Source organism: Kribbella sp. NPDC043289, assembly GCF_056436705.1.
The window spans coordinates 163,867-177,001 of the sequence record NZ_JBWKCB010000008.1 but is presented as its reverse complement, the minus strand read 5'-3'; the positions used below and the strand labels follow the sequence as shown (position 1 = coordinate 177,001).

Annotated in this window: 13 protein-coding genes; 7 read left to right on the top strand and 6 right to left on the bottom strand. The window is 68.7% G+C overall.

Annotation, left to right across the window (positions count from 1 at the left end):
* Nucleotides 1-2: 2 nt before the first annotated feature.
* Entirely contained in the window at nt 3-443 is a 441-nt protein-coding gene (locus tag AC0662_RS35855; protein ID WP_452203372.1) for an SRPBCC family protein, read from the bottom strand.
* Between the two features lie 4 nt (nt 444-447).
* Entirely contained in the window at nt 448-915 is a 468-nt protein-coding gene (locus AC0662_RS35850) for a hypothetical protein (protein WP_478306247.1), read from the bottom strand.
* 105 nt (nt 916-1,020) lie between these two features.
* Between AC0662_RS35850 and AC0662_RS35845 the strand changes: the two genes are divergently transcribed.
* The 6 genes from AC0662_RS35845 (at nt 1,021) to AC0662_RS35820 (ending at nt 6,934) form a co-directional block, all read left to right on the top strand.
* The gene (locus AC0662_RS35845) at nt 1,021-2,808 is read left to right on the top strand and encodes an AMP-dependent synthetase/ligase (RefSeq protein WP_478306245.1); all 1,788 of its coding nucleotides are present in this window, start codon (nt 1,021-1,023) and stop codon (nt 2,806-2,808) included.
* A gap of 99 nt (nt 2,809-2,907) precedes the next feature.
* Nucleotides 2,908-3,822: an ABC transporter ATP-binding protein gene (locus AC0662_RS35840; protein WP_478306243.1), complete on the top strand. Its 915-nt coding sequence runs from the start codon at nt 2,908-2,910 to the stop codon at nt 3,820-3,822.
* Nucleotides 3,819-4,586, top strand: coding sequence for an ABC transporter permease (locus AC0662_RS35835; protein WP_478306241.1), 768 nt, complete (start codon nt 3,819-3,821; stop codon nt 4,584-4,586). The genes AC0662_RS35840 and AC0662_RS35835 overlap by 4 nt, the downstream gene beginning before the upstream one ends.
* Nucleotides 4,587-4,605: 19 nt before the next feature.
* Nucleotides 4,606-5,838: a sensor histidine kinase gene (locus AC0662_RS35830; protein WP_478306239.1), complete on the top strand. Its 1,233-nt coding sequence runs from the start codon at nt 4,606-4,608 to the stop codon at nt 5,836-5,838.
* Nucleotides 5,831-6,478, top strand: a complete 648-nt coding sequence (locus AC0662_RS35825; RefSeq protein ID WP_452203378.1) for a response regulator — start codon at nt 5,831-5,833, stop codon at nt 6,476-6,478. The genes AC0662_RS35830 and AC0662_RS35825 overlap by 8 nt, the downstream gene beginning before the upstream one ends.
* 33 nt (nt 6,479-6,511) lie before the next feature.
* Nucleotides 6,512-6,934, top strand: coding sequence for an STAS domain-containing protein (locus AC0662_RS35820; RefSeq protein ID WP_452203379.1), 423 nt, complete (start codon nt 6,512-6,514; stop codon nt 6,932-6,934).
* Here AC0662_RS35820 and AC0662_RS35815 read toward each other — a convergent pair.
* Genes AC0662_RS35815 through AC0662_RS35800 form a run of 4 tightly spaced genes read right to left on the bottom strand, consistent with a single transcriptional unit; the run spans nt 6,918 to nt 11,312 of the window.
* Nucleotides 6,918-7,790 (bottom strand): carbohydrate ABC transporter permease, encoded by an 873-nt coding sequence (locus AC0662_RS35815; RefSeq protein WP_452203380.1) that lies wholly within the window; start codon nt 7,788-7,790, stop codon nt 6,918-6,920. The genes AC0662_RS35820 and AC0662_RS35815 overlap by 17 nt on opposite strands.
* Complete coding sequence (locus AC0662_RS35810; protein WP_452203381.1) at nt 7,787-8,830, bottom strand: carbohydrate ABC transporter permease; 1,044 nt, start codon at nt 8,828-8,830, stop codon at nt 7,787-7,789. The genes AC0662_RS35815 and AC0662_RS35810 overlap by 4 nt, the downstream gene beginning before the upstream one ends.
* Entirely contained in the window at nt 8,827-10,074 is a 1,248-nt protein-coding gene (locus AC0662_RS35805; RefSeq protein WP_478306236.1) for an ABC transporter substrate-binding protein, read from the bottom strand. The genes AC0662_RS35810 and AC0662_RS35805 overlap by 4 nt, the downstream gene beginning before the upstream one ends.
* Nucleotides 10,071-11,312: a hypothetical protein gene (locus tag AC0662_RS35800; protein ID WP_478306234.1), complete on the bottom strand. Its 1,242-nt coding sequence runs from the start codon at nt 11,310-11,312 to the stop codon at nt 10,071-10,073. The genes AC0662_RS35805 and AC0662_RS35800 overlap by 4 nt, the downstream gene beginning before the upstream one ends.
* A gap of 103 nt (nt 11,313-11,415) precedes the next feature.
* Here AC0662_RS35800 and AC0662_RS35795 point away from each other — a divergent pair, with 103 nt between their 5' ends.
* Entirely contained in the window at nt 11,416-13,134 is a 1,719-nt protein-coding gene (locus tag AC0662_RS35795) for a glycoside hydrolase family 36 protein (protein WP_478306232.1), read from the top strand.
* Nucleotide 13,135 lies beyond the last annotated feature (1 nt).

Genomic DNA, 13,135 nt, shown 5'->3' with positions numbered 1-13,135 from the left:
GCTTACGACTCGACGCGCTTCTTCAAGCCCTTCAGGGCCGTGTCGATGATGACCTTCTCCGCTTTGCGCTTGAGCATGCCGATCATCGGAATCGGTACGTCGACGGCCAGCCGGTACGTCACTTCGGTCCCCACTCCCCCCTGTGGCCCCAGGTCCCGCAGGACATAGGCACCGTCCATCCCCTTCACCATCTTCGCCTCGACCAGCGACCAGGTCACCTCGTTGCGGGACCAGACGTAGGCCAGCGTGTACTCGTCCGAGATCGCGCCGGCGTCGACCTTGAAGCGCACCTTGTTCGGCCGGCCGGCCTCGTCGGTGGACAGCACCTCGGTCTCCCGCATCGAATCGGCCCACTCCGGGTACGCCGCGAAGTCCGCGATCACCGCCATGATCTCTTTGGGGGTCGCGTTCATCTGGATGGTCGAGGTGGTCTGATCCGCCATCGATTCACCTCTTCGCCGGTCGGTTCTGGTGCGTCTGGCCGGCGGGCTGCGCGGTCGCGGCGCCGGTGTCCTCCCCGGAGACTATCGCGGGATCGTCCAGGGTACGGCGTTCGCCCGCCGCGCGGCCCGCCTCGACTTCGTCCTTGAACCGCCACACCCGCTCCCGGTACGCCGCGACGTACCGCTCCTTCAGGCGGAGCAGGGCCCGGCCGCGGACCGGACGGGCCGGGTCGACGCGGAGGTACCAGTGCACGACGACCCCGTCCCGAACGGCCTCCAGCCACCACTCCGCAGTACCGATGGCGGCCCCGGTGACGGTCCAGCGGACACCCTCCAGGCCGCGCCGTTCGAAAGCGGTCAGCGTGAGGTCCGGCCACCACTCACGCCAGAGGGTGTCCGAACCGAGCCGCTCGGCGACGTAGGCTGGATCAGCAACGACCAGGTCGTCGCAACTGATGTCGAGCTGTGGCATGGCTAGAACCTAGTTCCGTGGGTCACATAAAGGTGGCTACTTGTGGGTAGGTGACTGTAGCGTGCGCCGGAAGTCGACAATTCGTGACCGACTGAGGAGACGCGGATGCGTGAGTACACCGTTCCTGCTGTGACCGAGCCACCCACCGGGAGCCTGAGCGACCCGGTGTGGGCGAACGCGTCCTCCCATCCTGACACCGCGGTGTTCAGCCGCCGGAGCGGGTCGACCTGGACCGACGTCACCGCGGCGGAGTTCGCGCAGCAGGTGGCCGCGGTCGCCAAGGGCCTGATCGCGGCCGGTGTGAAGCACGGCGAGCGGGTCGCCCTGCTCAGCCCGACGCGGTACGAGTGGACCCTGGTCGACTACGCGATCTGGAGCATCGGCGCGGTCACCGTGCCGATCTACGAGACCTCCTCGACCTCCCAGATCCAATGGATCCTGACCGACTCCGAAGCTGTCGTCGCGATCGTCGAGAACGCCACCCACGGCGCGGTCGTCGAGAACGCCCGCCCCGAAGCGCCTGCACTGCAGGAGGTCTGGCAGATCGAGGCCGGCGCGGTCGACGAGTTGACCGCACTGGGCCAGGAGGTGAGCGACGCCGAGTTCGACAAGCGCCGCTCCGCGGTCACCCCCGACGACCCGGCCACGCTGATCTACACCTCCGGTACGACGGGACGCCCGAAGGGCTGCAAGATCAGCCACTCGAACTTCCTCGACGAGCTCGGCCCGGCGGTGAAGATCCTCGACAACCTCTTCGACACCACCGGCGCGAGCACGTTGCTGTTCCTCCCGCTGGCGCACGTGTTCGCCCGGATCATCCAGGTCGGCTGCGTGATGAAGCGGGTCAAGGTCGGGCACAGCGCCGACGTGAAGAACCTCGTCGAGGACCTCGGCGCGTTCAAGCCGACGTTCATCCTGAGCGTGCCGCGGGTGTTCGAGAAGGTGTTCAACTCGGCCGCGCAGAAGGCGCACGCGGACGGCAAGGGCAAGATCTTCGACGCCGCCGCCGAGACCGCGATCGCGTACTCGCAGGCGCAGGACAAGGGCGGCGCGTCGTTCGGCCTGAAGGCCAAGCACCTGCTCTTCGACCGGCTCGTGTTCAGCAAGCTCCGCGCGGTGCTCGGCGGCCAGGTGCAGTACGCCGTCTCCGGTGGCGCACCGCTCGGGGACCGGCTCGGGCACTTCTTCCGCGGCATCGGCGTACCGGTCCTGGAGGGTTACGGCCTGACCGAAACCACCGCGGCGGTGTCGGTGAACCTGCCCGACGACATCCGGATCGGGACCGTCGGCCGGCCGCTGCCCGGTGTCACGGTCGCCGTCGCGGACGACGGTGAACTGCTGTTCAAGGGCGGCCAGGTGATGCAGGGCTACTGGAAGAACGACGAGGCGACCGCGAACGCGATCGACGCCGACGGCTGGTTCCACACCGGCGACCTGGGCGAGTTCGACGTCGACGGGTTCATCAAGATCACCGGCCGGAAGAAGGAGATCCTGGTGACGGCCGGCGGCAAGAACGTCGCGCCGACGCTGCTCGAGGACCAGATCCGGCTGCACCCGTTGGTCAGCCAGTGCATGGTCGTCGGCGACGGCAAGCCGTTCATCGCCGCGCTGATCACCATCGACCCGGAGACGATCGTGCCGTGGGCCACCGAGCGCGGCAAGCCCACCGACGTCGCGGCGCTGACCCAGGACGCCGACCTGATCGCCGAGGTCCAGAAGGCGATCGACGACGCGAACACCTCGGTGTCGCACGCCGAGGCGATCAAGAAGTTCTCCATCCTCCCGATCGACTGGACCCAGGAGACCGGCGAGCTCTCGCTGAAGCTCTCGCTCCGCCGGCACATCGTGATGAAGAACCACGGCACCGACGTCGAGGCCCTCTACGCCAAGTAGGCGCAGTAGGTAGTAGTCCCGGCGTCAGCCGATCGGCTGATCCCGGGACGAGCCAGTTGGGCGATGTGAGCGGTGCGCCCCGTCCGTCAGGCTCGGGGCATGACCAAAGCTTCTTCGATTGTCGAAGTCTCCGACCTGCGTAAGGCGTACGGCGCGCGGACCGTCGTCGACCACGTGTCGTTCAGTGTCGACGAGGGCGAGATCTTCGGCATCCTCGGGCCGAACGGCGCCGGCAAGACCACCACCGTCGAGTGTGTCGAGGGGCTGCGGGTTCCGGACAGCGGGCAGGTCCGGGTCGCCGGGCTCGATCCGGTGCGGGACCACGCGGCCCTGACGGAGGTGCTCGGGGCGCAGCTGCAGGAGAGTGAGCTGCAGGCGAAGCTCACTGTGCGAGAGGCGCTCGAGTTGTACGGCGCTCTGTATCCGAAGCCGGCCGACTGGCGGCCGTTGGCAGAGCGGCTCGGGCTGAGCGGACAGTTGAACACGCGGTTCGGTGTCCTCAGTGGTGGACAGAAGCAGCGGTTGTTCATCGCGCTCGCGTTGATCGGGAACCCGCGGGTCGTCGTACTCGACGAACTGACCACCGGTCTCGACCCGCGGGCCCGGCGGGACACCTGGGAGGTCGTCGAGGACATTCGCGCCCGCGGTGTCACGGTGCTGCTGGTCACGCATTTCATGGAGGAGGCGCAGCGGCTCTGCGACCGGATCGCGCTGATCGACAAGGGCCGGATCACCGCGCTCGACACCCCGCGGGGCCTGATCAGCCGAACGGCCGGGGCCACGGTCGTCTCGTTCACGCCGTCCGATCCACTCGACGACGAGGAGCTGGCCGCGCTGCCGGCGCTCGCCTCGATCGAGAACAAGGACGGCCGGCTCACCCTCGGCGGATCCGACGAGACCGTGACCGCGCTGCTGTCGCTGCTCGCCCGCAAGCGGATCACCGCCCACCAACTGCGCATCACCGACGCCACCCTCGACGACGCCTTCCTCGACCTGACAGGAGCGACCCGATGACCACCACCATCGACGCCGTACGGCGGCCTTCGCCGCGGATCGCCGTACTCCGGGCCGAGACGCGGCTGTATCTCCGGGAGTTCGGCACCTTGTTGTGGGTGTTGGGGTTCCCGCCGTTGCTGCTGGTGATCCTCGGGTCGATCCCGAGCTTCCGGCGAGTCGACGACGGGCTCGGCGTCCGGCTGATCGACCTCTATGTCCCGGTGCTGGTGATGGTCGGGCAGATCGTCGTCGGTCTGCAGGCGATGCCGCCGATCATCACCGGCTACCGCGAGCGCGGGATCCTGCGCCGGATGTCGGCGACGCCGGTCCGGCCGTCCGCGTTGCTGGCCGCGCAGATGACGCTGCACGGCGCGACCGGGTTGGTGTCGGCGCTGATCTGCCTGACGATCGGCCGGCTCGCGTTCGACGTCCAGCTGCCGCGTCAGCTCGCCGGCTACCTGCTGGCCCTGCTGCTGACGGCCGCCGCCGCGCTGGCGCTCGGCGCGCTCGTGTCGGCACGGGCCAAGACAGCGCGCCTCGCGACGGCGTTCGGTATGGCGGTGTTCTTCCCGAGCCTCTTCTCGGCCGGGCTGTGGCTCCCCGTCCAGTCGATGCCGCACACGCTGCGGCAGATCGTCGTACTGCTGCCGTTCGGCGCCGCGTCGCGGGCGCTCGACCAGGCCGCGGCCGGGCACTGGCCGGCGTGGTCGCACCTCGGGGTGCTGGCCGGCTGGACGGTCGTGGTGTCGGTGGCGGCGGCGCGCTGGTTCCGCTGGGAGTAGGTTCGTGCAGACTGGGCTGGTGACGACAGCCGACAGCGCGCTCGATCGGCGCCAGGCCGCGGCCCAGCGCTGGGCGCCGTACTTCCTGCTCGGCCTCGGCACCCTGCTGGCGCTCACGACCTCGGGCAGTCTGACTCCGGTCACCCGCGAGCTCGAGTTCGGGCTCGCCCTGCTCGGGGCCGCTTTGGTCATGGAGGTGTGGTGGAGCTGGAGCGGCCGCCGCCACCGCGGGCCGAACGCGGTCTCGGTGACGTTCTACGTGATCCGCTGGGTGATCGCCTGCCTGCTGACGTCGCTGAACGGCTTCTTCTCGTTCTACGTCGTGGCGGGGTACTACGACGCCGACGCGATGATCCCGGGCCGGAAGCGGCAGCGGCTCGCGCTGTTCGCGTGCACGCTCCCGATCGCCGGCGCCCAGACCGGCCACTGGCCGCCGCACGGCCCGATGTGGCTGGCGTTCTTCGGGCTCGTGATCGCGAACAACGTGCTGCTCACGGTGGTGAAGCACTTCGCCGAACAGCAGGAGGCCCGGTCGCAGGCCCGGGCGGACACCATTGCGGAGCTCGAGCGCGCCCACGAGGAGAACGCCGCGCTGCAGGCGCAGTTGCTCGTCCAGGCGCGCGAAGCAGGGGTCGCGGACGAGCGCCGCCGGCTGGCCGCGGAGATCCACGACACGATCGCGCAGGGCCTGACCGGCATCATCGCCCAGCTCCAGGCGGCGGCGAACACCTCCGACCCGGACGTGGTCCAGGACCGAGTCGGCCGTGCGAGCGAGCTGGCCCGGCACAGCCTCGGCGAGGCCCGCCGTTCGGTGCAGAACCTGGCGCCGGCCGGCCTCTCGTACGACGGTCTGCCCGAGGCGATGCGCAAGACCGTCGACCAGTGGTCGGAGCGGACCGGCGTACCCGCCGAGTTCACGCTGACCGGTGCGGCGCAGCACCTGCACGGCGAGTTCTCCGCGACCCTGCTGCGCATCACGCAGGAGGCGCTCGCGAACGTGTCGAAGCACGCCGCCGCGACCCGCGTCGGCGTGACCCTCAGCTTCATGGACGACGAGGTGACGGTGGACATCCGCGACGACGGCAAGGGCTTCGATCCGCTGGCGCTGCCGGCCCGTTCGGGCACCGGCGGGTTCGGGTTGGACGGCATGCGCGCCCGCGCCGAACGGATCGCCGGCTCGCTCACGATCGAGTCCGAGCCGGGTTTCGGTACGGCGATCTCGGCGCACGTACCGTTGGTGATCCATGCCTGACACATCCATGCCTGACATCACCCTGCTGCTCGTCGACGACCACCCGGTCGTCCGCAACGGCCTGCGCGGGATGTTCGAGGCCGCCGACGGGTTCACCGTGCTCGCCGAGGCGCCGGACGGCGTCCGAGCGGTCGAACTCGCGGCCGAACTCGAGCCCGACGTGATCCTGATGGACCTGCGGATGCCGGGCGGCGGCGGGCTGGACGCGATCACCGAGCTGACCCGCCGCGGTATCCGCTCGAAGGTGCTGGTCCTCACGACCTGGGACACCGACACCGACACGTTGCCCGCGATCGAGGCCGGCGCCACCGGGTACCTGTTGAAGGACGCCCCGCAGGACGAGCTGTTCAACGCGGTCCGCCAGGCCGCCGCCGGCCGGACCGTCCTCTCCCCCGCCGTCGCGTCCCGGCTCGTGTCCGCGGTCCGTTTCCCGGCCCCGGCCCCGCTCGCCGCCCGCGAACGCCAGGTCCTCGAACTGGTCGCGAAAGGCACGTCGAACCGCGACATCGCTCGCGAGCTGTTCATCAGCGAGGCCACCGTGAAGACCCATCTCAGCCACGTCTTCACCAAGCTGGGCGTGACCGACCGCGCGGCCGCCGTCGCCAAGGGGTACGACCAAGGGATCCTCGGGCGCGACTGACCTGCAGGGTTGGACGGGGGTACCGGAAGCGGTATGAAGCCAGCCCCAAAACTTCAGGTGGTCCGCTCCGCTCGCCGGCCGGTGAGTGCGAGCGGGCCTTTCGTCTGTAGCTGGAGCGCGGTCGGTGAGTGTGCTGTCGTCCGGGTCGCCGGAGCTATCGACGTCGGCGTACTGGCGACATTCGCCGGCGAACTCCAGCATGTGATCACGACCAAACTCCCCCGGCTCGTGGTCGACCTGCGCCGCGTCACCAGGATGGAGGCGGCGGCCCTCGAGGTTCTCTCGGACGCGCACCGTCTGGCGGTCGAGCACGGCGGTTGGCTGCGCGCGTCCGGTGCCGGGCACTGGCTGGGCGATCTGCTCAGGACCACCTGCACCGTGCATCACCTCGACCACTACCCGACGCTGGCCGAGGCGCTCCCGTCGTACCGTCCTGGGATCACTTACCGCCAGTGAAGGTGATGCCGTTGGTGATCTGCTTCTGGGCGATGAAGAAGATCAGCAGGCACGGGATCGTGATCAGCACCGACGTCGCCATCAGCAGCGGGGTGTCGGTGCCGTTGACGGACTGGAAGCCGGCCAGGGCCAGCGGCAGCGTCTTCCACTGGTCGGAGTTGATGTAGATCGCCGGGCCGAGGAAGTTGTTCCAGTAGCCCATGAACAGCAGGATCGACACGGCGACCACCGCAGGCCGGGCCAGCGGCAGGTACACGAGCAGGAACATCTTGAACCAGCCGCAGCCGTCCACCACGGCCGCGTCGGCCAGCTCGGACGGCATCCGGGCGAAGAACTGCCGGAACAGGAAGATGTAGAACGGCGACCCGAAGAACGCCGGCAGGATCAGCGGGTACAGCGTGTCGACCATGCCGAGGTTGTTGAACAGCATGAACTGCGGCACCATCGTCACCTCCCCCGGCAGCAGCATCGTCGCCAGTACGACGGCGAACAGCACCCCGGCGAACCGCACCCGCAACCGCGCGAACGCGAAGCCGGCGAGCGAGCAGGAGAACACCGTCCCGACGATCGGGATCAGTGTGGTGAGCACCGAGTTCAGCGCGTACCGCCAGAACGGGAACGACGTCACCGCCCGCGTGTAGTTGTCCCACAGGAACTCGTGCGGTACGACGCTCGCGCCCGAACTGCCCACTCCGGCGAGCGACCGCAACGACGTCGCGATCATCCACAGGAACGGGTACACGAAGACCAGCGAGCCGAGCGCGAGGACGGCGTACAGGACGACGGTGACGGTGAGGTTGCGGCGCCAGAACGGCCGGTCGGCGCGCAGGACGAGAGGTTCTGCCAGCGCGGTCATCGTTTCCTCCTCTTACGGCCGCCCAGTTCGGTCTCGTAGTACACGGCGAAGGCGCTGCCGCGGAGCGTGACGGCGGTCAGGGCGAGGATCACCGCGAACAGGATCCAGGCGAGTGCCGACGCGTAGCCCATCCGGAAGTTCTGGAAGGCGTTGTCGTACAGGTAGTAGACGAAGAACAGCAGCGAGTCCTTCGGGCCGCCGTTCGCGATGAAGCCCTGGGTGAAGATCTGCAGCGAGCCGATGATGCCGGTGAGCGCGTTGAACAGGATGATCGGCGACATCTGCGGCAGCGTGACGTGCCAGAACTGCCGCACCGGTCCAGCGCCGTCGAGCGCGGCCGCCTCGTACAGGTTCGACGGCACGTCCTTCAGGCCGGCCAGGTAGATCACCATCGCGCCGCCGACCGTCCACAGGCTCATCAGGATGACCGTCGGCAGCGCCCACGACGCGTCGTTGAACCAGCCCGGCCCCTCGATCCCGAAGCGTCCCAGGACGTCGTTCATCAGGCCGTACTGCGGGTTGAACACCCACAGGAACAGCACCATCTGCGCGACACCGGAGACGAGCGACGGCAGGTACCAGACGGTCCGGAAGAACCGCATGCCCGGGAGCTCCGTGTTCAGCAGCAGCGCGACGAGGAACGCCAGCGCGGTCTGCAGCGGCACGCTGATCACGGCGTACAGCAAGGTCACCTTCAGTGCCTGCGCGACCTTCGGGTCCTGGAACGCCTCGGTGTAGTTGGCGAGGCCAACGAATTTCGGCGGGGTGATCAGGTCCCACGAGGTCAGGCTGACGTAGACCGACGACGCCATCGGGCCGACGGTGAACAGGCAGAACCCGATCAGCCAGGGCGAGACGAACAGCCAGAAGGCGATCGTCTTGTCGGCCCGCGGCCACTTCCGCCGCGCCCCGTACGCCGCCAGTCCGATGACGGCGTACAGGACGATCAGCAGGAGCAGGAACGGGACCAGCGGAACCAGGGCGTTCGGGACGCCCCAGGACGCGGCGAGGTTCCGGATCCAGCCAACGGTCGGATTCACTTCTTCAGCGCCTGCGTGCACTTCTCGGCGAGCTGCGGCAGCACCTTGGCGACGTCGTCCTTGCCGGTGCCGAGCGCCGTGTAGCTGGTCATGCCCTTCTCGGCGTCACCGGAGATCTGCGCCTCCTTCGGCACCGAGACGTCGACCACGCCGGCCTTCAGCGCGCTGGTGAACGCGGCCAGGTTCCGCTCGGCCGGCAGCACCTTCTCGAGCGTCGGCGCGGACGCCTCGATGATCGGTACGCCGAGCGCGGTGTTCCCCTGGATCAGCTGGTCCTGGGCCGCCTGCTGCGTACTGGCGAACTCGACGAACTTCTTCGCGGTCTCCAACTGCTTCCCGCTCGCGTTCTTCGCGATGCCGAGCCCGTCGACCTCCATCGGGAATCCCTTGCCGGGCACCGGGACCAGCGACCAGTTCGGCTTGCTGATCTTGGCGAAGTCGGCGACCGTCCACGGCCCGAAGTCGCTGAACGTCGCGAGCCGGCCGGCCGCGAACCACTGCGCCTGGTCCTGACCCTGGATGTCGGTCGACGTCGGCGAGTAGCGGTTCTTCTGCATGTCGACGACGTACTGCGCGGTCTGCACGCCGGTCGGGTCGCCGAAGGTGCACGACGACGCGTCGGCGTTGTAGTAACTGCCGCCCGCGGCGGTCAGCCAGCCGCGGTACCAGAGGTTGCTGGAACCGTAGACGCGCGCCTTGCCGTCACCGTGCGAGAGCTTGGCGCTGATCGCCTTGAACTCGTCGAGCGACAGCGGCTTGGTTGCGTCCGGCAACGGTACCCCGGCGGCCTTGAAGGCGTCGGTGTTGATCGCCATCACCTTGGGCTTGGCCGCGAACGGCATCGCGTAGTACTTGTCCTGGTACTTCATCGCCGTCGAGATGTTCGGCTGCACGTACTTGCCCGGGTCGACGGTCTGCTCGGCGAAGCTCGGCGCGAACCCGGCCAGGCTGGTGTTGCTGATCTCCATCACCGTCGACTGGGTGCCGGCCGCGATCGACGTCTGCAGCTTCTGCTCGTAGTCGGACTGGATCCAGTTCGTGGTCACCTTGGTGCCCGGGTTCGCCTTCTCGAACTCGGCCGCGATCGCCTTCAGCGAGGCCGCCTCGGAGTTCGTACCCCAGAACGAGAAGCTGATCTCTGCTGATCCGTTGTCGGTGCTCGACGCCGGCGCGTTGCCGGTCGCGCAGCCGGCCGCCAGCAGGAGGGCGAGTACAGCGGGGACGGTGGGGAGGAGTTTCTTCATGAGGGGTCCTTCGGGTGCGTGACCCGGGCGGTCCGACCGGGTGCGAGGGAGTGGGTCTCGGAGTCGCCTTCTGGCCCGACCGTCACGGTGAGCGGACCCGGTCCGCTGTACACGGTGACTTCGGTGCTGTGCTTGCCTTCTTGGTGGATGCGCAGATCCCAGTCGCCGACCGGGACGTGGTCGGCGGTCAGGACGCCGATCTCGGCGGGCAGGTGGGAGGTGATGCTCAGCGCGGCGTTCGGTGCGTCCGGCCGCAGCCCGAGCAGCCCGGCGACCAGGTGCTCGACGACCGTGAACGAGATCTCCGGATAGTCGTCGCGGCTGTCGATCAGATGCTTGGTCCAGCGCCACGCCGACTCGTCCCGGCCGTGGTCGAACAGGAACTCGGGCCAGTAGCTGAACGACTCGATGTTCAGCGGCGGGTGCGACTCCATCTGGGTCTCGAGGTAGTCGAGGAACCGCTCGGTGCGCTCCCCCGTACCACTCAGCCCGAACAGCGGGACGAGCGTGTGCGACTCCAGTCCCCAGCTGAAGTCCAGCCCGTCCTTGGTGATGCCGCGCGCGAAGTGGTCGCCGTTCCACCACTCGTCGTATGTGGCCTGGATCTTGTCGGCCTCGGCGTCCCGGCCGAGTTTGCGGAGCGCGGCGTACTGCGTGGCGAGGCCGTCGCCGGCTCGCAGCAGCGGCGCCTCGCGTTCGTTGTACGTCGCCGTACCGAGGAAGATGTCGGCGGTCCCGGCGGCTTGGGGGATGCCGTCGCCGTCGGAGTCGTGGGCCGCGACGAACTCGCCGACGCTGTGCGCGTAGTACGCCGCCAGGTCGGGGTCGTCGATCCAGCGCCGGTCACCGGTCCAGTCGTACTGTTTCAGCGCCCGGTAGGTCAGGTCGAACACCGCGGGGATCTCCCGGACGAAGTGCTCGTCGGAGTGGTAGTCGAGGGCGGCGATCCGCCCGTCGAAGTGGAACGCCCAGATCGGGAACCACTTCCGCGCCGGCGTCGCCGAGCGGGCGAAGTGCCGGAACATCGCGAAGTTCTCCGCGTCCAGGCCGAGCAGGTGCGCGCCGGCCGCCTGGTGGCAGACGTCGCGGGAGTAGAACATCGCCCGGGACGGGTAGCCGGCCCAGTAGGACGGCAGGTTGCCGGGGGCGGCATCGGTCTGGACCCACGCCAGCGCCCGGTCCCGGGCCCAGGTGAAGGCGTCCTCGACGTACGCCAGGTCGGAGCTGACAGCCAGCACGAGCAATCTCCCGTCAAGAGCACTTTAGCGGTAAAACTAGAGACAGTTGACCAATTCCGTCAATACCTTCTTGCCGATTGGTTTTACCGCTATAGTCCAGCCCGTGACGACATTCGAGATCCGCTCCGGTGACGGCCGCACCCGCCGTACCGGCTCTGTGTCAGGGGCCGCCCGGCTCACCGAGCGAGCCGACCTGGAGCCCGGACTGCGGTGCTTCGACGTGGCGCCGGACGGGCCGGTGACCCTGCGCTGGACGTGGCCGGCCGAGGACGCGGTGACGCTCTGGCGGGCGAGCCAGGGATCCCGGCGCGACCTGCCGACCGACTGGGGTTCGCACCGCGAGATCCGCTCGGTCCGCTCGGCTCCGGTCGCGAGTCTGGTCGACGCGCGGGACCGCGCGCTCACGACGATCTCGTTGTCGTCGGGCGTCCGCGGCTGCGACTTCGCGGTCGGGGTGAACGAGGAGACCGCCGAGCAGCTGATCGAGCTGACGGTGACCGACTTCGAGGGCGATTCGTTCGCGCTCCGGATCGACACCCGCGAGCAACACTTCGCCGACGCATTGCGCGACGTCACGGCCGAGTGGACCGCCGAGCTCGGCGACCGGATCGCGCCGGTGCCCGCGGTCGTCCGGAAGGCGATGTACTCGACCTGGTACAGCGACCACCAGCACGTGTCGGCCGAGTCCGTCGAGCGGCACGCCCGCGCGGGAGCGGCGTACCGGACGAAGGCGGTCATCGTCGACGACGGCTGGCAGACCGACGACACGCGGCGCGGGTACGCGTACTGCGGCGACTGGGAGCCGACCAGCGAGACGTTCCCCGACATGGCCGAGCACGTACGACGTGTTCACGAGCTCGGGCAGCTCTACGTGCTGTGGCTCGCGCCGCCGCTGATCGGCGTGCACTCGAAGGCGTGGGCGCGACTGCAGGACCGGATTCTCGGGTTCGCGGACGCCGACGTCACCGCGGTACTGGACCCGCGCTACCGCGAGGTCCGCGATCACCTGCTGGAGTGCGCGATCCGCCCGGTGCGGGACTGGGGTGTCGACGGACTGAAGATCGACTTCATCGACTCCTGGGCGTTCGACTCGCCGCCGCCCGCTCCGGACGCGGACTGCGAGTCGGTCGACGAAGGCGTCGAACTGTTGCTGCAGGCCATCACCGACGAGCTGAAACGACTCCGGCCCGAGGTGCTGATCGAGTTCCGCCAGGACTACGTGAACCCGCGGCTGTGGCAGTTCGGTACGTTCCTGCGGGCCGGCGACTGCGCGCTCGACCCGGTGGAGAACCGGGTCCGCACGATCGACTGCCGATTGCTGGCCGGCGATCGCGCGGTGCACTCGGACATGCTGATGTGGAGTCCGGCGGCGTCCGTAGAGAACGTCGCGCAGCAGTTCATCGGCGCCCTGTTCAGTACGGCGCAGGTGTCGATGGAGCTGGACGCGTTGTCGGCGGAGCACGACGAGGTGGTCCGGTACTGGCTCGGGTTCCTGGACGACCACGCCGACGCGTTGCTGCACGGCGTACTGCTGCCGTCGCGACCGGACGCCCGCTACACGCAGGTGCGGGCCGTCGGCCAGTCGGAGACAGTCGTTGCCGTGTTCACAGACCCGGTTGTGCGGGTAGAGGACCCGTGCACGGTCGTCGTCAACGGCGGCGCCGACCAGCGGCTCTACGTCGAAGGGGCCGGCGGTGGGCCTGTGGACCTCGTAGTGTCTGACTGCTCAGGCCACGAGGTGCAGCGCGCGACTACGACGCCGCCCGCGGTCTGGGTGATCGACGTACCGGTCGGTGGGGTGGCTCGGATCGTCCGGACTTGAG

Coding starts and splice junctions, on each gene's coding strand:
- AC0662_RS35835 (WP_478306241.1), top strand. CDS start 3,819: ATGACCACCACCATCGACGCCGTACGGCGGCCTTCGCCGCGGATCGCC.
- AC0662_RS35845 (WP_478306245.1), top strand. CDS start 1,021: ATGCGTGAGTACACCGTTCCTGCTGTGACCGAGCCACCCACCGGGAGC.
- AC0662_RS35840 (WP_478306243.1), top strand. CDS start 2,908: ATGACCAAAGCTTCTTCGATTGTCGAAGTCTCCGACCTGCGTAAGGCG.
- AC0662_RS35820 (WP_452203379.1), top strand. CDS start 6,512: ATGAAGCCAGCCCCAAAACTTCAGGTGGTCCGCTCCGCTCGCCGGCCG.
- AC0662_RS35850 (WP_478306247.1), bottom strand. CDS start 915: ATGCCACAGCTCGACATCAGTTGCGACGACCTGGTCGTTGCTGATCCA.
- AC0662_RS35815 (WP_452203380.1), bottom strand. CDS start 7,790: ATGACCGCGCTGGCAGAACCTCTCGTCCTGCGCGCCGACCGGCCGTTC.
- AC0662_RS35855 (WP_452203372.1), bottom strand. CDS start 443: ATGGCGGATCAGACCACCTCGACCATCCAGATGAACGCGACCCCCAAA.
- AC0662_RS35825 (WP_452203378.1), top strand. CDS start 5,831: ATGCCTGACACATCCATGCCTGACATCACCCTGCTGCTCGTCGACGAC.
- AC0662_RS35805 (WP_478306236.1), bottom strand. CDS start 10,074: ATGAAGAAACTCCTCCCCACCGTCCCCGCTGTACTCGCCCTCCTGCTG.